Origin of the sequence: Alkalihalophilus pseudofirmus, from assembly GCF_029094545.1 — a bacterium.
GTDB classification, from domain to species: Bacteria; Bacillota; Bacilli; order Bacillales; family Bacillaceae_D; genus Alkalihalophilus; species Alkalihalophilus pseudofirmus.
Window position 1 is genome coordinate 2,093,176 of record NZ_CP117835.1, and the last position, 22,005, is coordinate 2,115,180.

Here is a 22,005-nt window from a genome sequence, read left to right on the forward strand (position 1 = left end):
TAAAATGATAAATCCATTAAGGATCTAGCTTTTCTTAATGGATTTACGAACGATACAGACCTTTATGAACGAGCCTTGTTTATTTCCTCATCACGGAGCTTTTTTCTTAATAATTTCCCGACAGCTGATTTTGGAAGTTCATCGCGAAATTCTATAAAGCTTGGAACTTTGTAAGGAGCAAGTAATTTTCTTGCAAAGGCAATTACGTCCTCTTCAGTCGCCTTTTCACCTGCTTTTAAATTAATAAAAGCTTTTACAGTTTCTCCTCTGTATTCATCTGGAACACCGACGACAATCACCTCTTGAATGGCAGGATGTTGATAAAGGATTTCCTCAATTTCTCGAGGATAGACATTGAACCCACTTGCAATAATCATATCCTTTTTGCGATCGACGATATAAAAGTACCCTTCCTCATCCATTCGCGCCAAGTCCCCTGTATAGAGCCATCCTTCTTTTAATGCGGCATTAGTCTCCTCTTCTCGCTGCCAATAGCCTTTCATCACCTGTGGCCCTCTAACGAGTAACTCACCTACTTCACCTACAGGTACGTCAATCGGACCACGATCAGTCTCTTTAATTATTTTTGATTCTAACCCAGGAAGTGGTATACCGACGCTTCCCACTTTTCTATCTCGCGTTGGAGGATTAAAGTGAGTGGTTGGTGAGGCTTCAGACAGACCATAGCCCTCGCATAAATTACAGTTCGTTCTTTTTTCAAAAGTCTGTAGCTGCTCAATAGGCATAGCTGAGCCTCCGCTATTAAAATAGGATACTTGATCGAATCCGTATTCTTCTAATTTCGGATGACTATTTAATGCTACATACATGGTCGGAACGCCCGAAAACTGGAAAGGCTTCTGTCGTTTAACCGTTTCAACGACTTCTTGGAGCTCGAAACGAGGTAAGATAATTTGATTACATCCACATTTGAATCCCAAAAAGACGTTACACGTTAAGCCGTAAATATGAAACATAGGTAAAACACTCATGATTTTCGGATTGTCTGGGTACTCAATAGGTTTAAACATAAACTCATAGATTTGTTCTATATTCGTCATCAAATTACGATGTGTTAGCATAACCCCTTTTGACACACCTGTTGTCCCACCTGTATATTGAAGCATTGCAATATCTTCCACTGGATCAATCTCTACATGAGGTGGTTGCTCTGTTCCTAAGGATAAGAAGTCATTAAAAAAGAAATCATTCTCCTCTATTTCCGTTATTTCTGACCCCAAGCTTACAACGATGATATGTTTCAGATTTGTTTTTTCCTGAATTTTTTTGACGCGTGGATACAGCTGATCTAAAACAATCATGTATTCTGCCCCGGAGTCTTTGAGCACATGTTCAATCTCTCTTTCGATATACATCGGATTGACTTGAACTCCGATGCCACCAAGTTTTGACACACTAAACAACGTAAAGAGATAGTGAGGAGTATTCGGAAGCATAACAGCGAAGCGATCTCCTTTTGAAAATCCTAAACTATGAAGAGATGACGTATATTGCTTGGTGATTCCATCAACCTGCTCATAGGTAAAGGTTCGGTCATAGAAAGTTAAAGCGGTTTTGTTCTTGTATTTTTCAATCGATTGGGTAAATAAATCATTTAACGAGAGATCGTTTACTTCAATTGTTTCTTCTACACTTTCATGATAAAGCGATAACCATGGCTTATCGTTGTAAATGGACATAGTGATCCTCCTTGTATTAAGTCGTTTCAAGATTACTGATCGTAAGCTTTCGTCCATCACGTGAAAGTTGCCTTCTAGTTGGATGATATCTTTTCTTGGTAATACTTGTTTAAACGTTCTTTCATAAAATCTGGCAGGGATTGAGTTGTTTGCGAATGAAAATCAAAATGGACCACAGCTGCCCGGCCTCTCGCTACAACTTCTTTAGCGGGATTAAACACTTCATGGACAATATGGAAGCTAGATGTACCGATTTTTTCAACCGATGTCTCTATCGAAAGAATTTCGTCAAAATAAACTTGTTTAATAAAGTCACATGAAGTTGATGCTAAAATGATATTCCAATTTTCGATTGTCATATCTGGATTGAGGGCTTTAAAAAATTCTACACGTGCTTCCTCCAAATAGATAAAGTAGCTGACATTGTTAAGATGACCTAAGGCATCCGTTTCACAGAAGCGCACTTTTACATTGGTTTCGAATTTCATTTCTGCCTCCTTAGTATAATGGCGTTCTGAACACTCACATTTATATCCTTTGCAACTAAAACATACCTACTAGTTAGTATGTTTTAGTTGCGTACGTTCATTTCTCTTTCCTTTTTGTTATTCTCTTTCAATCAAGGTAGCAATCCCTTGCCCTCCACCTATGCAAGCGGTAATTAAGGCTGTTGATTGATTTCTCCTTTGTAATTCATAGATTGCCTTCGTTAAAAGAATCGCTCCTGTTGCCCCTAATGGATGTCCATGTGCAATCGCCCCACCATTAACATTTAATTTTTCAGGGTCAAATTCTAATTCGCGATCACATGCGATAACCTGTGCTGCAAACGCTTCATTTAATTCGATTAAATCGATCCTATTCAATTGAATTCCTGCTCTGTTTAACAGCTTTCTGGTCGCTGGTACTGGCCCGATCCCCATAATCGTAGGGTCGACACCACTCACCGCATAATCTAGTATGACCGCTAAAGGTTCTAACCCGCAAGCTTTTGCTTTTTCTCTAGACATGATCACAACAGCACTTGCAGCATCATTTAATCCAGAACTACTCCCTGCGGTTACAGTCCCATCCTTAAGAAATGCTGGGGATAGCTTTGTTAAAGCTTCGAGACTGGTTGAAGGTCGTGGATGTTCATCGGTATCAAATGTAATACTTTCCCCTCGTTTAACAGGGATCTCTACCGGAACAATTTGATCTTTAAAATAAGCTTCTTGCATAGCTCTAGCCATTCTTTGTTGACTTCGCACAGAGAATTCATCTTGTTCTTCTCTGGAAATACTGTATTTCTTTGCAAGATTTTCGGCTGTAATCCCCATAGGCGGGTCGCCAATTTCTTTAGGTGATAGTTGAGAAGTACGGAATTTAGGAGGAACTGGTGAATAGGTTTTCGTTGGACGATCCATTAAGTAAGGTGCCCGACTCATGCTCTCGACCCCGCCGGCAACGAACACATCCCCATCACCTGCTTTAATCGCTTGTGCTGCAAGGTTAATAGAATTAATACCAGATCCACATTGACGGTCAATCGTTAGACCAGGGATTTCTAAGGACAAACCTGTTTGCAGAGCTGTTAAGCGAGCGATATTACCGCCACCACTTAACACATTCCCCATAATCACGTCATCCACCATTTCGGCTGAAATCGAAACCCGCTCAAGCGCTTCTTTAATCACAACCGCTCCGTACTGATGGGCATCTAAACCTGCTAGTGCACCACCTTGTTTACCTATTGCTGTTCGAACTGCTGAAACAATCACTGCATCTCTATTCGACATCCTTTTCCTCCTTCTATCAATTTTTGAGGTCTTCATCTTTACCTTTCTAGATAATTGAAACAATTCCTTTAAATTTATATGCTTGTTCTATTTAAATAAAATCATTTCACTCAAAAAAATTTCTTATTCCAACAATAACAACCTACCTCAGTTGGTGAGGTAGGTTGTTATTTCAATTGGATTACGTCCTACAAAAGGTTCGATAAGGACGATCTGATTGAGGGAGCAGTGTGGCATACTCATCTCTACGCTTATTTCTTTTTGTGAAAACGTTTCTTCGTACTTCAAATAATAAAACTCTTCTAGATCTTTATCGGTTGCTTCTTTAAGAGTGACTAATTTATCTGTTAATTTAATTTAAGAATCTTCCTCTCTTAGAACCTCATTTACTCGCTTCAACCAATTGTACTGCAACTCTAATTGTTCATAATAATGCTCTTGAATCAATTGATTGATTTTATCATTGTATTCTTTGCGTTGATTCAACTCTTCACTTAATTGATTCATCCATCTTCCAATATGCTGCAGCACGTTTGATTTATCTGCATGCTCAATATAAGCGAGAGCTGGATAAAGTGTTCTTGCATCTGTTTGCTGCTTTTCAAACACTGATACAATCGATGCTTGGAGATGTTCTTTTCCAGTTGGTGTGATTTCATAAATCGTGCGGTTGGGTCGATTATTCTCTTTCTCCGATTTCACTTCACGAATGCATTCTAATTTAGTTAACGTTCGGATCGCTTGATATAGGTTGCCATCTGTAATCAGAATTAATTTATTCCATCCATCTTTATAAAGAGTTTGTTTGATTTCATATGGGTGATTCGGCTTCTTTTTAAGTGTAGCCAACACTAGAATTTGCATGGACATAAGAACATTCCCTTATTTAAATTATAGAGCAGAGAAACCTCCGTCAATGACAATTTCAGCTCCTGTAATATAGGATGACTCATCAGAAGATAAGAATAGAACGGTATTAGCAATGTCTTCTGGTTTTCCTAATCTGCCTAGTGGTGTTGCTTGAATAAGCTGGTTCAACATTTGACTTGATGATTGCAAGGCTTGGGTCATCGGTGTTTCAATCACTCCTGGGAAAATAGCATTTACTCGTACTCCTTGGCGGCCGTAGTGAGTAGATGCTGCCTTAGATAAGGCTCTCACCGCCCCTTTTGAAGCGGAATATGCATTCAACCCGAGTCCGATTTGAGCTGTATAACTAGAGATGTTTACGATTGATCCTGCTTTCTGTTTTTCCATAGTAGGAGCCACATGCTTAATCCCTGCAAATGGACCAAAGCTGTTAATACGCATCATCACATCCCAATCGTTGATTGATATTTCTTCCAACGGCTTCTCACTTGAGATTCCTGCATTATTAACTAATATATCTATTCTACCAAATTCATCCTCTACCGTCGAAGCGAGTGCTGACCAAGATTCTTCAGAAGACACATCAAGTACCTTCGCATGGACAAGATCCCATTTTGCCACTTCTTTTAAGGCTTCTTCATTGATATCAGCTGCAATTACCGTTGCACCTTCCTATTTAAATAATCGTACAATCTCTTTTCCAATCCCTGATGCTCCACCTGTTACAATCGCTACTTTATCTTTTACTCTCATTTTTAATCCCCCTGGACGTCTTTTTACTTTGTTCAAATTACTTTGTGCAAAGTATAAGTATAGTATAAGGCCTTCACAGCTTTTCAAAGGAATAGTCTTGAAGGATTAGCATGTTTTGCATTAAAAAAAGAGCTGATGTGTGTCAGCTCTTTTTAGGTTTGTTGATTGCGCCTTTTGAGAGGTTAATTGTGTTGCTTGAGAGAGCTATTGTTCTGGTCCACTGTTTTATTGCGTCGATTGGACAAGTATATGCGCTGATGTGGTTCAATTGCGTCTATTCAGCTCAGATATGCGTCAGTTGAAAGCTTGATTGTATATACTTTCTGACTAATTGCGCCCAAGCACGAGACCCCTACATTAAACCACCCCGCCATTACTTTTGTTCCTCAGGATAGATCAATGCGTGATCAACAAAAATTTTGCATTGAATTTTAAAGGTGCCACCAACTGTTACTTTTATATTTCTTTTCTCGCCGTTTTGATCAGTTAACTGACCTTGTAAAGTGGATCTTAATGAGAGACCTAGGTTTTGATCTTGTAAATTCCCATCTACATAGAGCTTCTCCCCGCTAAACCAGCTATTTTCGACTCGGATTTGACGTCCTTCATACGTTGCTTCAAATACCTTTGTCACATTAATCACTCCTCCACTATGTTTCTCTCTACTTATTTGCCACTATAATTGTCACTTTTTTAACAAATGGCTCGACCATATAAATGGCTTCCTCACGGGAATTATAATCGACCAAATGGAAATCTATATGATAAACCATACCAGATTTTTGGAAACTTAGTCTAGTTATATTATAGTTTTCTTGTTCAAAACATCTTTGGGTATACTGGTTTAAATTATTTATCTTTATCCTTCAAATAACTTCAATAAAAACTGTTCCGTTATTTGTTCAAAATACAGACCGTAAGATTCGTTTGGCAAATTGCTTGTAAATACAGCGACAATATCGAAATGAGGAATGACGATCAGTTTTTGTCCAAATGCACCTGAGCCGTAGTAACTATGAATCAACTCGCCTGTATCGAGATGCAGCGTCTTAACCCACCACTGGTACCCATAATCTCCGAAGCCTGCTGTATTTAATTCTGTCATAGTGTGATAAGCAGTTGAAGTTTCCACCCATTCTTGAGGGATGAGCTGATCTCCTTCCCACCTACCACCATTTAAGAATAAATAGCCGATTTTTGCGAGGTCAGCTGGCGCCATTTCCATCTTATATCCACCAGTGTAATATCCATTAGAATCAATGTCCCAGAAATAGTCCATCGTCCCAATGCCTAGCTGTGAAAATAAATGCTCATTCGCAAATTGCTTTGTTGACTGACCTGAAGCTCTTTCAATTATGACAGATAATAAATGAGATGATCCTGTATTATAGTTGAATTTCATACCCGGTTCATATGCTAGTTCACGAGAAAGAATGAACTCCACCCAATTCTCACTAGACTCTAGCGGCACCATGATCTCATTCCATGAGGTTGTTTCCGGCCAATCCAAACCATCTGTCATGGTTAAGAAATGCTCGATGGTCCAATTCTGTTTACGCGTGTCCTCTTGATCTAGTATTTCTGGAATGAAATCTGATGCTTTTTGATTGATTCCCTCAATATGGCCTTGTTCAATCGCTATGCCGATTAAGGAAGAGGTAATACTCTTTGCAACCGAATTGATCGGAGTTCGTGAATTGTCAAAAGCTATCGATTTGTAATATTCCTCCGCTAAATAACCGTCTTTGATCAACAGCATACTGTACACATCTTCGTGACGGACTTCATCTGTTAATTCTTTTAACACCTCTTCATTTAAGCCCAGTACAGCAGGTGATTTCGTTTGCCAATTTTCAGTAGGATAGTAATCTCTTTCTTTGTCTATTTGCGTTCTTACTGCTTCAGCCGGGAAGTCTTCTGAGGCTGGCAATGAGGAGGTATTAGCTTCTATGCATCCAGCAAGCAGCAGAGGCAGGAACGTATACACTAAAGCTTTATGGATTTGATTCATAGCAGCTCCTTCCTTAAATATATTAAATTTAACTTTATTTCTATTTAATACCTATACGTATTATTTGTTGTCGTGGTTTCAGGTTGGGCGTAATTCATTATCTTTCTTAAATTGAAAAAACAACAAAAAAGCTAAGAACATATCACTCTCAGCTCTTCTACCCTTTAATTTAAATGAATGTTTTCTAAATAAATCTCCCCTGCTTCTCGTTCATCACTCGTTTCAAAAACAATTCCGTTTGTATCTAGAAATACATAATAAGGAGCTTCAGCTATCGCTAGTTCAGAGTATTCTAAGTTAAAGTTTTCAAGCGACATCATGGTTCCGAGTGTTAAGTTTGAATTTTGTTCATACCCTCTCATAAATTCAGGTATCCTATGCTCTGTATGTTCGTTTGGATAAATCACTACATAAGAGTACTTCCCGTCTTCTGCCGGAAGTAGCTGTGGATATGAAAACTGGCTAGTATTTACTTCGTTCTTACAACCTGAAACTAAACAAAGAACAATGATTAGAAGAATAAATTTATTATTCATAAACGTCTCCTTTATTATAGGACCAAGCTCAATTCATAAATTTACTTCTCAGCAGGTAAACCACTTCATACTTTTCAATCTCATGTATCCGTCCTTCCACATCATGATAAAATTCTGAAGAAAGTGAACTCATACCTGCTTCGTCCCATGAATAACATATACTGCCTAGAACAAGCTCATCGTTTGTAATATCGATCTCTTCGTTAAGGGTATCCCACACTGTTTGCATCCCTTCTGAGTCTTTATTAGAAATGATGTCAGAAAGCGCAGAAGATCCTGTACTTCCATTACTGGAAATGCCTAAACGAAAAAAGGCTTCGTTAGACTCTACACTTGATTGATTAGTAGTAAAGAAAATAGAACCGTTCTCCTCAATCTCCGTTCTAATGTGACCTATTGGTTCATCAACCAACTTCCCAAATTCATATTTTTCAATCCAAACATCTAGTTCGTTAAATTCACTGCCGGTAGTGAAGTCAAAAATAAATGTTTGATCCGTTGTTGCCGAAAGGATGGTTTTTTCTCTTTCGGTTAACTCTGCATTTACAATTGTATTTGAGGGTACGTCATTATTCCCACAAGCACTTAAAACAAAGGCTGCTAATAGAACTGTCGTTATTAACTTTTTCATTTTGATTCCTTTCTTCTAGAGCAGGTAGTTAAATAGAATAGTATATTCCTTATTTTAATATTAAATGCTATAAAAGCAGTGAATAATATTAACATATTTTGTTCTATCAGCAGCTAATGTATTTATACTTTCACCCTTCCAACTGCATTATTGCTCCAAAATACTGCGAGGCAGTGGTAAATGTAATAAAGGCAAACAGTTCACTTATTTCTTCTTGTGAAAACGTTTCTTCAATTATTTGAAACTGTGAATCTGAGATCGTTATGTTTTGTTTTAAAAACACTTCTGCTAGCCCGACTGCTATTGAGGTTTTTTCATCAAATTGCATAGCGTTTGGTTTTCCCTTTGCCTTACAATACTCACACCCGTTGCCCTGTGCTAATGTTCTTCTGACTTGTTCTTTTAGATCAGCAGAGATTAATGCATCCCGCTCTAATACATTACCTAAATTTGACCATGCATTCATCACTTCGGGGTTATGTCCCAATAGTCGTTGAAATGGTGTTCTGCCTGTTTTTGATTCCGTTATCCTTGCCATTTAGATCTCCTCCTTGTATATTCATTATAATAATTCGATAATACAAAGCACATTAAATAGTAAACGTATAATCAACATTTACTTATATAATTTAATTAATTCAAGGAGAATAACATTAAATGAAAATTGATGAGATTGATCGAAGGATATTAGATGAATTAAAGCAGGACAGCCGCCTTTCAATGAGCGAGCTCGGAAGACGAGTAAACCTCTCATCCCCATCGGTCACAGAACGCGTGAGACATATGGAATCATTTGGTATTATTAAAGGCTATACCTTGACGATTGACTATGAGAAATTAGGACAGTCTATACAATGCATGGTTGAAGCGACGGTTAAAAATGGAGATTATATTGGATTTAAACACTATATTCAGTCCCTTTCGAATGTAGAGTTCTGCTACCGTATTGCTGGCCAGGCTTGCTTTATGATGAAGCTGCATTTTCAAAGTTTTAAAGAAGCAGAACAATTTATAGAAGACGTAAATCCCTATGCACGTACAGTCACGCATTTTATTTTTTCAGAAGTGCCAACGGAGGTTAAGATAAAAGGCGAGTAATAAAAGAAGAGTCCACTTACTTAAGTGAACTCTTCTTTTACTTTTCTTCATATTCGTGATCTAAGATACTCATAAAGACATCTGTTTCATATTTACCATTTATCAGGTTCCTTCACATTCTGCCCCTTCCAATTCATTTACATTCAAGTGTATTTCCAGCATCTATTACAATATAAGCTAATTCTCCACACTATGTATTTGAAAAAGCTAAGCATTATTGAGCCTACTATTATCAACAAATGATTTCATCCACAAATTAGTTATTTTTTACTCTAGTTCGTCTTCTCTTACCCAAAACAATGTTTCTCCATAGAAGCTGCCATAGCTGCTAGTTGAGCCATTTGGCGAAACACGTTCGCTTATTTTACCATCCTCACTATACGGTATCCAGCCGTAGCTTAAGCTGCTCCTATGAAAATGGTTTAAGAAAAAATCATCCGTACTTTTAGCGCCTTCAACTTCTAAATAAGTTTCAAGAAAAGTAATCCACTCTTTTGGCAAGCGTTCTACACCGTATGATGCCTCATCAAGGTTAGTTTCAATTTGATGCTGCAGCTGGACTCCAGGTGTATAAGTATTTGTTTGGTTAAAGTCACTTGATCTAAAACCCCTGCGATTCATGAGGTACAAATCGATTTGTGAAAGGTCATTAACTGGATCAAGATTCCATGTAATATAGAAGGTGTTTGGGTCGTTAGGATCAAGCTGCCATAAATATGGATCTAACATTGTATTAAATCCTTTCATCTCCCAATTACGTTTCTCCCATATCCAAAAACTGGTTCCGTAAATTTGATCCTGTGCAAATGGTACAAACACATGTGTATCATCTAAGTAGATCGTATCTAGAATTTCCAATGAGTCAAAACCATATTGTGGTTCATTTATGATGTCGATCCTTTCATCTTCTGATAAAAACTCCGACGGGTTTGAAAAGTAGTTATAATATACACTAGCTACAATGATCATAGCTATGATGCCACTAAGTGAGATCCATACTTTCTTCATCATTCCATTCCCCCGCCCTTCAACACGGAGTCATCCGCTTGGAAATATCTCTGCTCGTCGGGCAACTCAATTAAAATGCCTTTTCCATCTCTCTCCACATATAGTATTGCAGGCAGTCCGCTTCCCCATTTCGTATATGTGCCCGTAAGCATGTATGGAAATTGCTCGTTTTGTTCTGATCGTTCTCCATAGGCTATTTCTTCGTACCAGCTCAAATCCATTAATGAGGATTCCTCAAACAAAGGGAGTTGTTGCTCTAGACTCTCCATATCTAACATGACCTCATCTGCCGAGGGATGGGTTGCCATCAATTCAGCATGTTCATAGTTAGCTATAAACGTTGTCAGATCATCTTTCGGGTAAACCAAATTATGTATAACTAGTGATAGAATCATAATGACAATCGTTATATAATTACTTAAAAATCCAAACCAGGCGAATGGGCGATACCTCTCCCATGCTCCGTTTTTTCGCGTTGAGGCATACCAAAGCAATAACCATACTCCGATAGGTAAAATAGGCAGGCTGAGATCGGTGTTAAACATCGTTGTATTAATGTTAAAACTGATAACCCCTGCAAATGCGGCTAGACATGCCTTCCAAAGCGTCGATTCCTTTTCTTGCTTTTGATAAAAATAATAAATGAAATAAATAAAAATACCCCACGATAAAGCCGTACCAACTAGATCGATCACATTCATTGGTACGTGAAGTGAAAACTGCATAAAACCCCACCTATATATCCTTTATTACTGTTTACAACCTTGAATACATCTATTGACCTCTGTATTTACCAAATAATTGAGTAACAAAAAAATCCCCTCCCATTTTTGTATAAGAACGAGATTTTCAATTAATAGTGTATATCCTGTAAACCCCTATTACTCTATCATTTTCCAATATATTAGTAAAACCTATTTCAGAATTATTTTTGTAGTAAGCTAATTTATCGATTAATAAAAGCTGTTGACAAAAGAATATTTCTCTAGTAGCCTTTTAACTGTTGTTAATTGAATACCTCGTTAGGTGAGGCTCCTGTGCTGGAGATACGCTGCTGCCCAAAAACGTCCAAAGACGCCAATGGGTCAACAGGAACCATCGACATAAGGTGGTTTTTAATGTAGCTGGAAGAAGATTCCTATGCCGCACAGTGCTAAAGCTCTACGAATGGAGGAAATTAGATGCATATTTGCTGTGTCTTTGCTTTGACGTGCTTGTTAAAGTATATACATAGCTTTAATTTGCTGTGAACAAGACGCCTTCATTGTAGAAGGCGTCTTTTTTTGTGGAATTAACCAGGTATTCTAACTAAACAAACATCTAGTATGTGGAGGTGGTGTGGATTGGATAGTTATTCAGAACCTGATTCAGCGTGTTCATTATTTAGTTTATACGAAATTAAAAGGATCAGGAGTACATGTCACACTACCTTTGCGAGGGAAATTCTAGATGTACTCCGATGTTAAGGAGGATTACTATGGTTAGATTAGATAATCAAAATCGTGAGAAATATGAACAAATTATTATAGAGACTCTTAAATTACAGGACGCTAAGCAATTTCGAGACGTATTTTTAGAGCTGCACCCTTCCGATCAAGTCGATATTTTTATTAAATTACAAGATGATTTACGTAACCAAGTTTATGAATATCTAAATCCAGGAGAATTTTCGGACATCTTTGAAAGATTAGAAATAGATCAGCAAAAGCGAATTTATGTTGAACTAGACGAAAGCTACTCATCAGAAATGTTTAATAATATGTTTGCTGATGATGTTGCTGACTTTTTAGAGCTGATGACAGGAGAAAAAGCTGAAACCATCTTACGAAAAATGAACAAAGAAGATGCAGATGATGTTAAAGAATTAATGTCTTACGAACCCGAGACAGCGGGTGCTGTAATGACCAAGGAATATGTAAGTATTTCTTCAGCAGATATTGTTTCAAATGTGATTGATAAATTAAGAAGTGCTGCTCCAGATGCAGAGACGATTTACTATTTATACGTTGTAGACGAACTTGAAAAATTAGTAGGTGTTATTTCGCTTAGAGACCTTATTACAGCGCAGCCAACGGATGTGATTGAAAACGTAATGAGTACTAGAGTTGTTTCAGTCACCGATGACACTGACCAAGAAGAGGTTGCAAAATTAATTAAAAAATATGATTTCCTAGCAGCTCCTGTGGTCTCAAAACAAAATCATTTAGTGGGAATTGTTACGATTGATGATGTTATTGATATTCTTGAAGAAGAAGCTACAGAAGATTTAGGTGAGATTTCAGCTGCAAAAGGGGCAACTGACGTAAATGTTAGTGCTATAACAGCTGCAAAGAAACGTTCGCCTTGGATTATTATGCTTATGTTTTTTGGTCTGATTACAGCAGAAGTCATCGGCCAATTTGAAGAAACCCTAGAAGCCATTGTTCTGCTTGCTGTATTTATCCCGCTGATTATGGATTCAGCCGGTAACACAGGGACTCAATCACTTGCAGTAGCCGTCAGAGGATTAGCACTTGGTACGATTAAAAAAGGCAGTATTGGAAAGATGGTTAGACGTGAGTTAGGAACAGGAGTTATGCTCGGGTTTATCTGTATGATTGTGTTAAGTATCACCGTGACGGTTATGTATCAAAATTGGATGTTAGCATTAATTGTTGGCTTCTCAATTTTTTGTACACTAAGCATTGCTACAGTCATCGGAGCAACAGTTCCACTGGTTATTAATAAACTGAAATTAGATCCTGCGATTGCATCAGGGCCTTTTATTACAACTGTAAATGATATTCTTGGCCTCTTGATTTATTTCTCGATTGCCACTGCCCTACTTGATTTCTTATAAAACTTGATATTGCTTCGTTAGGTGAGGCTCCTGTATGGAGATACGCTGATGCCCAGAAATGTCGAGAGACGCCAATGGGTCAACAGAAACTATCGACTAAGGTAGTTTTTAATGCAGCTGGAAATTTCCTATGCCATACAGTGCTAAAACTCAACGATTGAAGTGGTTTGCTATCTTTGATGAAAGGCACCCTTTATCGTTTGGGTGCCTTTCTATTTTTGGGGCAATATTTGGGCAATATAGAAAGGTTAGTGATATGTAAAGAAGGTGAACGAAATGACAAACGAATTAGAGCTAGTGATAAAATTATCTCTAGCGTTATTTTTTGGCATGTTGATCGGAATTGACCGCCAATTAAAACATAAACCACTCGGGCTGAAAACCTGCATGATCATTTGTGTGGCAAGTTGTATGGTAACGATTGTATCTATAGAATCATTTTATAAGTTTGCTACCCCTACTTATCATGCAATGGACCCTATGCGTCTTACCGCTCAAATTGTAAGTGGAGTTGGTTTCTTAGGTGCAGGAGTAATCTTACGTCGAAATAATGATGTGATCTCAGGCTTAACAAGTGCTGCGGTCATTTGGGCAGCCTCTGGCTTGGGAATAGCAGTAGGTGCAGGTTTTTATTTATTACCCTCTATCGCTGTCTTGTTATTCATTCTAGCCATTAACTTCATTCCGAATCTTATCAAAAAAATTGGTCCGCGAGCATTAAGTCAAAGAGATGTACTAGTTAAAGTGGTAATGGAACCTAACTTTAAGATGACTGAATTAATCCAAGCGATTGAACGAAAAGGTCAAGGGCTTAATGCAACTGAAAAAAGCGATATTGTTATTCGTAACTTGAAGCTGAAAGATCTCGATAATGGCAATCAACAAATAGACTTAAAATTATCTGCTCCTGAAAAACAATACACAACAGAAATTTATTACTTGTTGAAGAAAATTGATAATGTCCTCTCGGTTGAAATTGAGCATTAGAAGGAGGGATGACTAATGAAGAAAATAAGCTTTAAGAATCGTGAAGAATATACGTATTATTTATTTATGTATTTAAAAAACAAGCAAAAAGATCTGTTCCGAGAAGAGTTTTTGGACTTACACCCTACCGACCAAGTAGATATCTTTAAACAAATGAGTCTAGAGAAACGAACACAGGTCTATGACTATCTATCGGTTGATGAATTTGCTGAGCTTTTCACAGGGCTTAAACCAGATGAACAAAAACAAGTTTTTACTGAGCTAGATGATGATTATGCGCATGAAATGCTTTGTGAACTGCCTGCTGATGAATTAACCGACTTCTTTAATGTACTGCCTGAACATATTACGACCTACCTGTTAAATAAGCTTGATAAAGCAGATGCGGAAAACATTAGAAACCTACTCAGCTATAATGAACATTCTGCCGGCTCACTTATGACGACAGAATACGTGAAAGCATCTGCTCAGGACACCGTATCACTTATCATTGAACGACTGCGCTTAGAGGGTATGGATGCAGAAACGATTTATTATATTTATATAGTTGACGAGTTCAATAAATTAACTGGAGTCGTTTCTTTAAGGGAGTTGTTATCTGCTCCGCCTTCTTCAACTGTGAATACGATCATGAAAGAACAAATCATTTCTGTCTCTCCTGCAACTGATCAAGAACAAGTTTCTACGATTATAAGAGACTACAATCTTCTGGCTGTACCTGTATTAACCTCAGATGAGATTATTATTGGAATAGTCACTGTTGATGATGTGATGGATGTGATCGAAGAAGAAACAACTGAGGATTTAGGAGAGTTTGCTGCAGTTAAGGGTGCTCTAGATCTAGAAGTCACTGCACTAACAGCAACCAAAAAAAGATTACCTTGGTTGATCCTTTTATTGTTTATCGGCCTGTTCACTGCGGGGTTAATTAGATCATTTGAAGCTACCTTAGCTGAAGTGGCTGTACTAGCTATTTTTATCCCAATGATTGCTGATATGGCTGGTAATACAGGAACTCAATCCTTAGCTGTGGTAGTACGTGGCTTAGCTCTTCGTAAATTTGATCAAAAAACCATTTTACGATTACTTAAAAGAGAAGCAGCAACCGGTTTTCTAATGGGTCTAGTATGTGGGATATTAGCTTCTTTAATAGGTTTTTTGATTCCTGGTGGCAGTGCGACACTAGGAATCATCATTGGAGTATCCCTTTTCATAACTGTTCTTTCTTCAACATTGTCTGGCACACTAATCCCCTTGGTCATTCATCGTTTAAAGGTTGACCCAGCTGTTGCATCCGGACCGTTTATCACGACAATTAACGATATTATTGGTTTATTTGTATATTTTACAATTGCGACTTCCCTTTTACACTATATGTAATGACTGTGAAGGAGCTATTATGAAATCAGGCTCCTTCCCTCAATTTTCTAAAACGAATGCCTTTTATAATAGGATATTCTTTAATGCTAATAACCCGTATAATAAGGCGGTTCCAATAATTATAAATAACGCTATCATGACAAATCCATAAAGAAACCCTTTTCCCATTGAAAATAGATCGAGAAACATATTTTTAAATCCATTTACGACCTTAAACATTTAAATACTCCTTCTTATTCATTAAGGTTCACTGATCCCCATAGCTAGCAGTAATAATGCAGCTATAACAACAAAAAATCCATTTCCTAGCAGGCTGAAGATAAATAATAGATGGCGTTTCTTCATATACCAGGATACTAATGCGAGTGCGATCCCTAGAGCAGCAAGCATCCCGTGTGTTTTGATTATAAAATAAATATCAATATTTGGTCCTCTATAAACATAAAAGATAATAATGTTTGCCACGATAGGGATCAGAGAACAAACATACAGAATTATGCTTGCATGTGTTTTCTTCATTTTCCAAGCCTCCTTAAAAGGATAGGAACGGCAATAAGTAGAGCGACAAATGTCACTTTAACAAGTGATACTTGTTCAATCATCGGCGTGTGAGTCGATCGATTTGATGAGAAAATTGACCACCAGCTTGGTTCTGGGTATATAAAGGAGAGGATGACCCAAGAAACAAAGATAACACCTACGAAAAAGGAATAAATTTTCATACGTTTCCCCTCTTAAGGTCCGAATTCAATCAAGCCTGTAAATAATGCAACGAAAAGAATAACTAAGTAGATTGGAAATGATAAAGTTAAAATCAAGGAAAAGATCAGTAGTGGGCTGCGGCCATATTTTTTCAGTAAGATGCTTGTTAACGTAACACCGATGAACATAAGGGTAATAGAAATCATATCCCCCCACGCATGACCTGTCATGGTGATTCTGGTAAAAGGAATGAAAACAATACTGAAGCAAAGAATGCCAATGATGAATGCAATGAGCTCAAGCCTTTTTTTGTTAGGAATATAACTGCTATTATCCGCTTTTTCCATACATACCTCACCTGCCCCTTTATGATTCTATAAATATAGCATAAATCCCCTTAAACGGTATCTAAATATGGTAAAATAACCTTATCATTCCATTTTATTTTTGTGAAGGTTGGTTCATGACTAATGGTTAACTAACTTATTGATTTCGAATGAAAGGTGTAACGATCTTAATAAACCAAATATCTAATATTTCTTAATGAGGTGTTTTTTTGAAAAACGTAAATACAATCGCCTTTCTATTGTACTTCACTGCTATGTGCGCCATCTTTTTCGGTATTTATGTGCAGGTTCAGTTTGATACATCAAGTGACGGATTGATCTTGCTAGTAAGTGTAGGTAGTTTAGTGGCGGGATTGTTGTTAGTAGGTATAGCAGAAATGATTAGACTGCTTTCAAAGATTAGTCGGAAGCTTACTGCCACTAAATAAAAGGAGCTGAGGTGAGAATGTGAGTGATGGGAATCGTAAAATAATTGGTTATTTGTTTGCTGTATTAGGCTTTTTGATATGGTTGTACGTTTCAAGTCATCACTCAGCTGCTGGACATTGGTGGTCGGTATGGACCTTACCGGAGAAGCATAATGGTCTTCATCTTATAACCATTATTCTAGATCCAAGCTTCTACAAGATTTCTCCACCGAAAGTAATCATAGGTTCAGCTGTATTTATACTTTTAGGAGTCTTTCTTACGTTGTTGATTCCGAAAAGCCGTCAAAATGCATAATAAAAAAGCTCAGAGTATGAGCTTTTTTATTTTTATCATTCATTACTCTGTCTTTTCATTGACCAGCTCGTCAATTTTTTCTCTCATCTGCTCTCTATTTTCTTCATTTGCATTGTACAGCTCATCATACACTTCTTCACCGATATCATAGGCAGCTTGTTGTCTTTCGAGTAAAATATCCCATATTTCAATTGTATGAACTGGAGCGACTTTATCGTTATCATTAAGGTATTTAACTAGATCTACCATGTATAAACGTTCGTCCTGAGTTAAAAGGCGCCATTTTACTCGTTCATCCATAATTTCGACAGCTTGTTCGGTACGTATTGCCTCAATTTCTACTCTAGCGTCGGTTTGAAACATCATCCATGCTTTTGCGAGTTTGCCACTTCGGTCGAGTTCCGCTCTTAACTGTGCTTGATCATTTACCGTAGCAAATGCACTTCCTGAAGCTTGAGCCATTTCTCTTAGCTGCTGCTGCTCGTTTGCAGGCACATCGAAACCAATGATCGAAATAAGCGGTGTCACATCCAATTCACTTAAGTCTTTAACGGCCTGTACAGGATCACCTCCGCATGTGTCCATCCCATCACTTACAATTAGCACCATATTTGTCGCCTCTTCTGAACCATTTCGATAATCGTTAATTGTTACCTCTATTGCCTTTGCAAGAGGCGTCCAGCCATTAGCCATGACCCCATCAATCGCACTCGTGAAACTGCTTTCATCATATGGTTGAAGATCATATACACGGTCAATTCCTTTACATGACTTCTCAGGACTTTCTCCTACGTGTCCATAGACTCGAAGCGCCACATTTGCTTGATCAGGCAGCTCTTCGACAAAGTCTTGGATCGCTTCACGTGCTAGGGTCATCTTATCAACCCCATTCACTTCATCTTTCATGCTTCCGCTTGCATCGAGCAAAATTTCGACATTCAATTCCCTCTTTTCGGGTCCTAATTCTCCCTCTTCATTCGGTGCTAAGAAACTTAATTGCTCCCAGCGATTCGCTAGCAACCTGGGGTCGGGGTACGCTGGTGCCGTTAATGTTGATAAGTGGATAATGTATGTACGGATTTCCTCTGATGTAGCCTCTTCTCCAAGATTAGGCAGTTCTGCCAATACGTCTTGAAACTCTTTAGACTCTGTTGGATCAACAAGAGCAAATTCCCCCACAGGATACGTGAGCACACCCTCCATTGACTCTGGCACATAAGGAACCTCAAGTTGATTAAATATAAAATCGTTCGTTTCTTGTTCACTTTCTTCTTCTGTTATTTCTTCTACTTGTTCATTCTCATCTTCTACAGCATTTTCTACAGCTGAATGTTGCACTTCCTCAGTTTGTGTATCAGACGATTCTGTTGAACAGGCAGCCAGCATGCACGCTGCTGCTGTGATCCATACTATTTTCTTCATTCTATATATTGCCTCCCGTATCCCCGCCCATAAGTGTAAAAAATACCCACTGATTAGCAGTCACTTTCCATCGTAGATCATACCAAACCTTCTTACCAATACGAATACATTCGACAAACTTCGATGAAAAGACGTGACAATCAGCCTATCTGCACAAAAAATCCTAGATCAATAGTTGGAGGATTTTACATTGTTTTATTAAACCACCATGATACTAGAAAAAGACTGATCACTCCCCAGCCAGTTACCGCCATTATCCATCTAACTACAGGTTGAGGATTTGAACTTTCCCTCTTATCTATTTTCTTTTTTATTAAAATAAGAACCAGCCATCCGCCGAAAAAGAAAAGCAACATAAATGCTAGCAGTAGATCCATTGGGTATACTCTCCTTTAAATGATTTCCTCTAACCAGGCTTCAATTTTTTGTGAAACTAAATCTCTTCTCTCTATATAGAGCATATGACCTGCATTATGAATTGCAACAAATGATTTGTTTGGAAACTTTTCAAAATAATTCGAGTGATCTTGATACCCACAAATACAGTCTTGTTTCCCGACAATGATTAATACTTTGTGTATTACACTCGCAACCTTTGCTAATGGCGTTAGAGAAAATAAATAATGATTCTCTTTCCACGTATTGTTTATGACTTTCTTATTCACAAGCAATCTGCCAGGCTGTATTTCTTCTAAAAATCTTTTAGCGTTTTTGCCATTTTGATACGTCATTAATAAGTTATAAGCATTCTTCACTTCTGTATCCCATTGCTTAATAATAGATTCGTCTGTACGATCTGAAACAATTGTTTTCATTGGAAGAATTCTTTCTTTTAGGTGCAAAACAGGTGCTAGGAGACATAAACTTTGAACTTGATTGATATTATGATCTAAAATTCCTTGTGCGATATATCCTCCAAAAGAGCAGCCAATCAGAGAAAATAGTTGATTACCCAGCTTCATATTAATAAATTCAAGTATATTTTGAAGCATGTCATCGGTTGTCTTTAATTGATGAGAGGCGATGCTTTTACCGTGTCCTGGGAGATCTATATAAATTCTTTGAAACCCAGTACTTCTTTTGAACAGTGGTTCTAACCATAGATACATAGAGCGATAGTCTGTACCTAAAGGATGTAGAATTAAAATTGGAGTTCCTTCCCCTTCTATTTTATAGTGAATCCTCCCCTTAGAAACATGACAAATACCCATGAATTCATCTCCTTATTGCGTGCTTTAACATAAATACTACATTTTCTCAGTTAGCTATAACCTATATTATACATTTAGTGGTAATATAAAGGAATGAATGTTCAGTCAAAAGGAGAATTGTGATGAGTAATCGGATATATCTTGCAACACAATTTTCAGGGGCTGGATTCTTCATTTTAATGCTCGTCAAAGACTTTTTTCCTGCTGTTCCAGTTAGTATGACAGTGGCTGCCTTAGGCGTAGTTTTTTCTATTTTGCTTAGTGTGGTTTTCCGGCCTAAAGGTAAACCTGTCTTTCAGTCTGCTAAGCAGGAATTGATGTTTATTATCGTAACAAGCGCTGGTTTTTTCGGTTTGTTAGCTTTGCTGCCTATTCTTGGCGGGACATCGGAAAGAGGAATCAGTATCACAAGCCCAATCCTCTGGGGAGTATTTCTGATTAGCCTATTTACAGCATATAATCGATATAAAAAAGAAAGACAACAATCTACATTTCCGAGAGGAGCTCATCAAAATGAGTCGTAAGAAGATCACTGCTCTATGTATAGCGGGCTTGCTAACAATTCTTTCTGCAGGATGCTCAACTGGAGTGTTTCAATCTAATAACAATCCGACAATCAAAGCAGCGCCAAATTCTGATTATGTAAAGGCGTTTGAAGCGATGCATCTAGGAATCTTATTTGATTTTGAAGTTTTTTGTACCTGATGCCGATAAGAGATGGGTGAATCTTTGGGTCGAGAGATATCATATGGGTGAGTTAGATCCGGAACCTCTAACGCATCTTTCATACGGCAGTCAACCTTCAGATAAATCAGAAGGTCCTTTAGGTTTTGGGTTAATCAATCCGAATACAGAAGATCCTCTTATTTTTCTATACGCACCCGGAGTAAGTATTATCCCTTCATCAATCGAGGAGGAACTTCAATTTGAGGCTGGGATGGCGAGTACGTGGGATTATGCCATATCTGAAGACAAAGCGGAAAATGTAGAGCTAGGTGAAACCGTACTTTTAGCTGCTTATAGGCAGTCTTCTAACGGCTCGATCTCAGGCTTTAATTTTGAAAATGAGCAAGATCTAGAACAGATGGTAAAAAAATATTCGACGGTGTTGTTATTGAAAATGAAGATTGAAGAAGATATTGAGTGACTTTTAGGTCATGATTTTTACCCCGAAAACCTCCTAAACCATTTGTAAATAATGGGTAGGAGGTTTTATTATGGTTAAATGAAAGAATCTTAAAAATTTAGTTTACTTGCTACATAATATTTTCCTTCCATCTCATAAGCGATATAGCCAACTTCACCATCTGAAACTTCTCTTCCCTCTATTTGATATAATTTTGTATTTTTTGCGATCTCTTTTGCTTCGCCATTTTTCTCTACGTCACGATTAACAACAACTGAGATTTCCCCAATTTCTCCTAGGATCTCCTCTTCTGAGATAGGTTCATTTGTAGCAATGTATAGATTGTCGTTCCACATAAAATGAGGAGCGTCAATCTTATTTGAGCACCCAGCTAATAATAAGAGAATTATTAGTCCTATCCAAATCACTCGTACCAACGTATAAACACTCCTTTTCTTTTTCATTTCATTTCAAGGAAAACTTTATATTATTATACCTACATAAGGAAGGAAGTGGTAAAAAGATATTCTGTAACAAGCAATTTGCTTATGCATAATTCTTACTCTTGTTGAAGACACTACTCACATATATGTGAAGGAGGTTTTCAACATGTCCACTGGTAAAAGCCATAACCATAAGAGAAAAGGTCACCCTGGTGCCTTTCCTGAAGGCAGCGAAAACGTGCAGGCTAAAAACACGGATACTAAAACACCTGAAGAAGAAGGATATTTGTCTACTAAAGAAGCATTTAAAAACCGTGTAACGGAAGAGTAAGAATAGAAGCTGCGGCCTGAAATTGTATGATTTCAGGCTGTTTATGCGTTGGTTTGTTAGTTTATTAAGCGGGTTCCTCGCATAATTGGGCCGTTTGCTGAACCAGTTA

General features: G+C 37.7%; 29 protein-coding genes, 1 pseudogene and 2 riboswitches. Of the genes and pseudogenes, 10 read left to right on the forward strand and 20 right to left on the reverse strand.

The window, feature by feature from the left end; all coding sequences use genetic code 11:
* Positions 1-62: 62 nt before the first annotated feature.
* From PQ478_RS11280 to PQ478_RS11325, 10 genes and pseudogenes are all read right to left on the reverse strand, one after another.
* Positions 63-1,700, reverse strand: coding sequence for a long-chain-fatty-acid--CoA ligase (locus PQ478_RS11280; protein WP_289234263.1), 1,638 nt, complete (start codon positions 1,698-1,700; stop codon positions 63-65).
* A gap of 74 nt (positions 1,701-1,774) precedes the next feature.
* A complete protein-coding gene (locus PQ478_RS11285) occupies positions 1,775-2,188 on the reverse strand; it encodes an acyl-CoA thioesterase (protein ID WP_289234264.1) in 414 nt (137 codons plus the stop codon).
* 117 nt (positions 2,189-2,305) lie between these two features.
* The gene (locus tag PQ478_RS11290) at positions 2,306-3,478 is read right to left on the reverse strand and encodes a thiolase family protein (protein ID WP_289234265.1); all 1,173 of its coding nucleotides are present in this window, start codon (positions 3,476-3,478) and stop codon (positions 2,306-2,308) included.
* 357 nt (positions 3,479-3,835) lie between these two features.
* Positions 3,836-4,348 carry a PadR family transcriptional regulator gene (locus PQ478_RS11295; protein WP_289234266.1) on the reverse strand — a complete coding sequence of 171 codons (513 nt, stop codon included), beginning with the start codon at positions 4,346-4,348 and terminating at the stop codon, positions 3,836-3,838.
* Positions 4,349-4,369: 21 nt separating this feature from the next.
* Positions 4,370-5,101: pseudogene (locus PQ478_RS11300) on the reverse strand (SDR family NAD(P)-dependent oxidoreductase).
* Between the two features lie 373 nt (positions 5,102-5,474).
* Positions 5,475-5,735, reverse strand: coding sequence for a hypothetical protein (locus tag PQ478_RS11305; RefSeq protein ID WP_289234267.1), 261 nt, complete (start codon positions 5,733-5,735; stop codon positions 5,475-5,477).
* A 225-nt stretch (positions 5,736-5,960) separates the two neighbouring features.
* Positions 5,961-7,112, reverse strand: a complete 1,152-nt coding sequence (locus PQ478_RS11310) for a serine hydrolase domain-containing protein (RefSeq protein WP_289234268.1) — start codon at positions 7,110-7,112, stop codon at positions 5,961-5,963.
* 164 nt (positions 7,113-7,276) lie between these two features.
* Complete coding sequence (locus tag PQ478_RS11315; RefSeq protein WP_289234269.1) at positions 7,277-7,648, reverse strand: hypothetical protein; 372 nt, start codon at positions 7,646-7,648, stop codon at positions 7,277-7,279.
* 28 nt (positions 7,649-7,676) lie between these two features.
* Positions 7,677-8,279 carry a YgaN family protein gene (locus PQ478_RS11320; RefSeq protein ID WP_289234270.1) on the reverse strand — a complete coding sequence of 201 codons (603 nt, stop codon included), beginning with the start codon at positions 8,277-8,279 and terminating at the stop codon, positions 7,677-7,679.
* Between the two features lie 130 nt (positions 8,280-8,409).
* Positions 8,410-8,817 (reverse strand): carboxymuconolactone decarboxylase family protein, encoded by a 408-nt coding sequence (locus PQ478_RS11325; protein WP_289234271.1) that lies wholly within the window; start codon positions 8,815-8,817, stop codon positions 8,410-8,412.
* A 119-nt stretch (positions 8,818-8,936) separates the two neighbouring features.
* Here PQ478_RS11325 and PQ478_RS11330 point away from each other — a divergent pair, with 119 nt between their 5' ends.
* On the forward strand, positions 8,937-9,377 hold the full coding sequence (locus PQ478_RS11330) for an Lrp/AsnC family transcriptional regulator (RefSeq protein ID WP_289234272.1): 441 nt from the start codon (positions 8,937-8,939) through the stop codon (positions 9,375-9,377).
* Between the two features lie 267 nt (positions 9,378-9,644).
* Here PQ478_RS11330 and PQ478_RS11335 read toward each other — a convergent pair whose 3' ends face one another.
* Together PQ478_RS11335 and PQ478_RS11340 are read right to left on the reverse strand one after the other, a co-directional pair.
* Entirely contained in the window at positions 9,645-10,388 is a 744-nt protein-coding gene (locus PQ478_RS11335) for a hypothetical protein (protein ID WP_289234273.1), read from the reverse strand.
* Positions 10,385-11,110, reverse strand: a complete 726-nt coding sequence (locus PQ478_RS11340) for a hypothetical protein (RefSeq protein ID WP_289234274.1) — start codon at positions 11,108-11,110, stop codon at positions 10,385-10,387. The genes PQ478_RS11335 and PQ478_RS11340 overlap by 4 nt, the downstream gene beginning before the upstream one ends.
* Before the next feature lie 286 nt (positions 11,111-11,396).
* A riboswitch (M-box (ykoK) riboswitch) is annotated at positions 11,397-11,565 on the forward strand.
* A gap of 297 nt (positions 11,566-11,862) precedes the next feature.
* Here PQ478_RS11340 and mgtE (PQ478_RS11345) point away from each other — a divergent pair.
* From mgtE (PQ478_RS11345) to mgtE (PQ478_RS11355), 3 genes are all read left to right on the forward strand, one after another.
* Positions 11,863-13,224, forward strand: a complete 1,362-nt coding sequence (gene mgtE / locus PQ478_RS11345) for a magnesium transporter (RefSeq protein WP_289234275.1) — start codon at positions 11,863-11,865, stop codon at positions 13,222-13,224.
* A gap of 6 nt (positions 13,225-13,230) precedes the next feature.
* Positions 13,231-13,393, forward strand: a riboswitch (M-box (ykoK) riboswitch).
* Between the two features lie 107 nt (positions 13,394-13,500).
* The gene (locus PQ478_RS11350; protein ID WP_289234276.1) at positions 13,501-14,211 is read left to right on the forward strand and encodes an MgtC/SapB family protein; all 711 of its coding nucleotides are present in this window, start codon (positions 13,501-13,503) and stop codon (positions 14,209-14,211) included.
* Positions 14,212-14,226: 15 nt separating this feature from the next.
* A complete protein-coding gene (mgtE, locus tag PQ478_RS11355) occupies positions 14,227-15,591 on the forward strand; it encodes a magnesium transporter (RefSeq protein ID WP_289234277.1) in 1,365 nt (454 codons plus the stop codon).
* A gap of 63 nt (positions 15,592-15,654) precedes the next feature.
* Here the strand turns inward: mgtE (PQ478_RS11355) and PQ478_RS11360 are convergent, their stop codons facing one another.
* Genes PQ478_RS11360 through PQ478_RS11375 form a run of 4 tightly spaced genes read right to left on the reverse strand, consistent with a single transcriptional unit; the run spans position 15,655 to position 16,640 of the window.
* Entirely contained in the window at positions 15,655-15,810 is a 156-nt protein-coding gene (locus PQ478_RS11360; RefSeq protein ID WP_289234278.1) for a hypothetical protein, read from the reverse strand.
* Between the two features lie 21 nt (positions 15,811-15,831).
* A complete protein-coding gene (locus PQ478_RS11365) occupies positions 15,832-16,110 on the reverse strand; it encodes a hypothetical protein (protein ID WP_289234279.1) in 279 nt (92 codons plus the stop codon).
* A complete protein-coding gene (locus PQ478_RS11370) occupies positions 16,107-16,313 on the reverse strand; it encodes a hypothetical protein (RefSeq protein ID WP_289234280.1) in 207 nt (68 codons plus the stop codon). The genes PQ478_RS11365 and PQ478_RS11370 overlap by 4 nt, the downstream gene beginning before the upstream one ends.
* 12 nt (positions 16,314-16,325) lie before the next feature.
* Positions 16,326-16,640 carry a hypothetical protein gene (locus PQ478_RS11375; RefSeq protein WP_289234281.1) on the reverse strand — a complete coding sequence of 105 codons (315 nt, stop codon included), beginning with the start codon at positions 16,638-16,640 and terminating at the stop codon, positions 16,326-16,328.
* A gap of 209 nt (positions 16,641-16,849) precedes the next feature.
* Between PQ478_RS11375 and PQ478_RS11380 the strand changes: the two genes are divergently transcribed.
* Together PQ478_RS11380 and PQ478_RS11385 are read left to right on the forward strand one after the other, a co-directional pair.
* Positions 16,850-17,068: a hypothetical protein gene (locus tag PQ478_RS11380; protein WP_289234282.1), complete on the forward strand. Its 219-nt coding sequence runs from the start codon at positions 16,850-16,852 to the stop codon at positions 17,066-17,068.
* Positions 17,069-17,087: 19 nt separating this feature from the next.
* The gene (locus PQ478_RS11385) at positions 17,088-17,363 is read left to right on the forward strand and encodes a hypothetical protein (protein WP_289234283.1); all 276 of its coding nucleotides are present in this window, start codon (positions 17,088-17,090) and stop codon (positions 17,361-17,363) included.
* A gap of 42 nt (positions 17,364-17,405) precedes the next feature.
* On the opposite strand, the gene PQ478_RS11390 is transcribed toward PQ478_RS11385, so the two are convergent.
* From PQ478_RS11390 to PQ478_RS11400, 3 genes are all read right to left on the reverse strand, one after another.
* Positions 17,406-18,785 carry a vWA domain-containing protein gene (locus PQ478_RS11390; RefSeq protein ID WP_289234284.1) on the reverse strand — a complete coding sequence of 460 codons (1,380 nt, stop codon included), beginning with the start codon at positions 18,783-18,785 and terminating at the stop codon, positions 17,406-17,408.
* A gap of 185 nt (positions 18,786-18,970) precedes the next feature.
* The gene (locus PQ478_RS11395) at positions 18,971-19,162 is read right to left on the reverse strand and encodes a hypothetical protein (RefSeq protein ID WP_289234285.1); all 192 of its coding nucleotides are present in this window, start codon (positions 19,160-19,162) and stop codon (positions 18,971-18,973) included.
* Positions 19,163-19,177: 15 nt separating this feature from the next.
* Complete coding sequence (locus tag PQ478_RS11400) at positions 19,178-19,996, reverse strand: alpha/beta fold hydrolase (RefSeq protein WP_289234286.1); 819 nt, start codon at positions 19,994-19,996, stop codon at positions 19,178-19,180.
* Positions 19,997-20,118: 122 nt separating this feature from the next.
* On the opposite strand from PQ478_RS11400, the gene PQ478_RS11405 reads away from it, so the two are divergent.
* The 3 genes from PQ478_RS11405 to PQ478_RS11415 are packed head-to-tail and all read left to right on the forward strand — an operon-like array spanning position 20,119 to position 21,143.
* On the forward strand, positions 20,119-20,520 hold the full coding sequence (locus tag PQ478_RS11405; RefSeq protein WP_289234287.1) for a hypothetical protein: 402 nt from the start codon (positions 20,119-20,121) through the stop codon (positions 20,518-20,520).
* A complete protein-coding gene (locus PQ478_RS11410) occupies positions 20,510-20,701 on the forward strand; it encodes a hypothetical protein (protein ID WP_289234288.1) in 192 nt (63 codons plus the stop codon). The genes PQ478_RS11405 and PQ478_RS11410 overlap by 11 nt, the downstream gene beginning before the upstream one ends.
* 16 nt (positions 20,702-20,717) lie before the next feature.
* Positions 20,718-21,143 carry a YgaN family protein gene (locus PQ478_RS11415; RefSeq protein ID WP_494337379.1) on the forward strand — a complete coding sequence of 142 codons (426 nt, stop codon included), beginning with the start codon at positions 20,718-20,720 and terminating at the stop codon, positions 21,141-21,143.
* Positions 21,144-21,232: 89 nt separating this feature from the next.
* Here the strand turns inward: PQ478_RS11415 and PQ478_RS11420 are convergent, their stop codons facing one another.
* Positions 21,233-21,559 carry a hypothetical protein gene (locus PQ478_RS11420; protein ID WP_289234290.1) on the reverse strand — a complete coding sequence of 109 codons (327 nt, stop codon included), beginning with the start codon at positions 21,557-21,559 and terminating at the stop codon, positions 21,233-21,235.
* Positions 21,560-21,731: 172 nt separating this feature from the next.
* On the opposite strand from PQ478_RS11420, the gene PQ478_RS11425 reads away from it, so the two are divergent.
* Positions 21,732-21,896, forward strand: a complete 165-nt coding sequence (locus PQ478_RS11425) for a hypothetical protein (protein ID WP_012958966.1) — start codon at positions 21,732-21,734, stop codon at positions 21,894-21,896.
* Positions 21,897-22,005 lie beyond the last annotated feature (109 nt).

Excerpts from the sequence above, each read along its gene's own strand:
- PQ478_RS11280 (WP_289234263.1), bottom strand. The coding sequence starts at position 1,700 with ATGTCCATTTACAACGATAAGCCATGGTTATCGCTTTATCATGAAAGT.
- PQ478_RS11285 (WP_289234264.1), bottom strand. The coding sequence starts at position 2,188 with ATGAAATTCGAAACCAATGTAAAAGTGCGCTTCTGTGAAACGGATGCC.
- PQ478_RS11290 (WP_289234265.1), bottom strand. The coding sequence starts at position 3,478 with ATGTCGAATAGAGATGCAGTGATTGTTTCAGCAGTTCGAACAGCAATA.
- PQ478_RS11295 (WP_289234266.1), bottom strand. The coding sequence starts at position 4,348 with ATGTCCATGCAAATTCTAGTGTTGGCTACACTTAAAAAGAAGCCGAAT.
- PQ478_RS11310 (WP_289234268.1), bottom strand. The coding sequence starts at position 7,112 with ATGAATCAAATCCATAAAGCTTTAGTGTATACGTTCCTGCCTCTGCTG.
- PQ478_RS11315 (WP_289234269.1), bottom strand. The coding sequence starts at position 7,648 with ATGAATAATAAATTTATTCTTCTAATCATTGTTCTTTGTTTAGTTTCA.
- PQ478_RS11320 (WP_289234270.1), bottom strand. The coding sequence starts at position 8,279 with ATGAAAAAGTTAATAACGACAGTTCTATTAGCAGCCTTTGTTTTAAGT.
- PQ478_RS11325 (WP_289234271.1), bottom strand. The coding sequence starts at position 8,817 with ATGGCAAGGATAACGGAATCAAAAACAGGCAGAACACCATTTCAACGA.
- PQ478_RS11330 (WP_289234272.1), top strand. The coding sequence starts at position 8,937 with ATGAAAATTGATGAGATTGATCGAAGGATATTAGATGAATTAAAGCAG.
- PQ478_RS11335 (WP_289234273.1), bottom strand. The coding sequence starts at position 10,388 with ATGATGAAGAAAGTATGGATCTCACTTAGTGGCATCATAGCTATGATC.
- PQ478_RS11340 (WP_289234274.1), bottom strand. The coding sequence starts at position 11,110 with ATGCAGTTTTCACTTCACGTACCAATGAATGTGATCGATCTAGTTGGT.
- mgtE (WP_289234275.1), top strand. The coding sequence starts at position 11,863 with ATGGTTAGATTAGATAATCAAAATCGTGAGAAATATGAACAAATTATT.
- PQ478_RS11350 (WP_289234276.1), top strand. The coding sequence starts at position 13,501 with ATGACAAACGAATTAGAGCTAGTGATAAAATTATCTCTAGCGTTATTT.
- mgtE (WP_289234277.1), top strand. The coding sequence starts at position 14,227 with ATGAAGAAAATAAGCTTTAAGAATCGTGAAGAATATACGTATTATTTA.
- PQ478_RS11360 (WP_289234278.1), bottom strand. The coding sequence starts at position 15,810 with ATGTTTAAGGTCGTAAATGGATTTAAAAATATGTTTCTCGATCTATTT.
- PQ478_RS11365 (WP_289234279.1), bottom strand. The coding sequence starts at position 16,110 with ATGAAGAAAACACATGCAAGCATAATTCTGTATGTTTGTTCTCTGATC.
- PQ478_RS11370 (WP_289234280.1), bottom strand. The coding sequence starts at position 16,313 with ATGAAAATTTATTCCTTTTTCGTAGGTGTTATCTTTGTTTCTTGGGTC.
- PQ478_RS11375 (WP_289234281.1), bottom strand. The coding sequence starts at position 16,640 with ATGGAAAAAGCGGATAATAGCAGTTATATTCCTAACAAAAAAAGGCTT.
- PQ478_RS11390 (WP_289234284.1), bottom strand. The coding sequence starts at position 18,785 with ATGAAGAAAATAGTATGGATCACAGCAGCAGCGTGCATGCTGGCTGCC.
- PQ478_RS11395 (WP_289234285.1), bottom strand. The coding sequence starts at position 19,162 with ATGGATCTACTGCTAGCATTTATGTTGCTTTTCTTTTTCGGCGGATGG.
- PQ478_RS11400 (WP_289234286.1), bottom strand. The coding sequence starts at position 19,996 with ATGGGTATTTGTCATGTTTCTAAGGGGAGGATTCACTATAAAATAGAA.
- PQ478_RS11405 (WP_289234287.1), top strand. The coding sequence starts at position 20,119 with ATGAGTAATCGGATATATCTTGCAACACAATTTTCAGGGGCTGGATTC.
- PQ478_RS11410 (WP_289234288.1), top strand. The coding sequence starts at position 20,510 with ATGAGTCGTAAGAAGATCACTGCTCTATGTATAGCGGGCTTGCTAACA.
- PQ478_RS11425 (WP_012958966.1), top strand. The coding sequence starts at position 21,732 with ATGTCCACTGGTAAAAGCCATAACCATAAGAGAAAAGGTCACCCTGGT.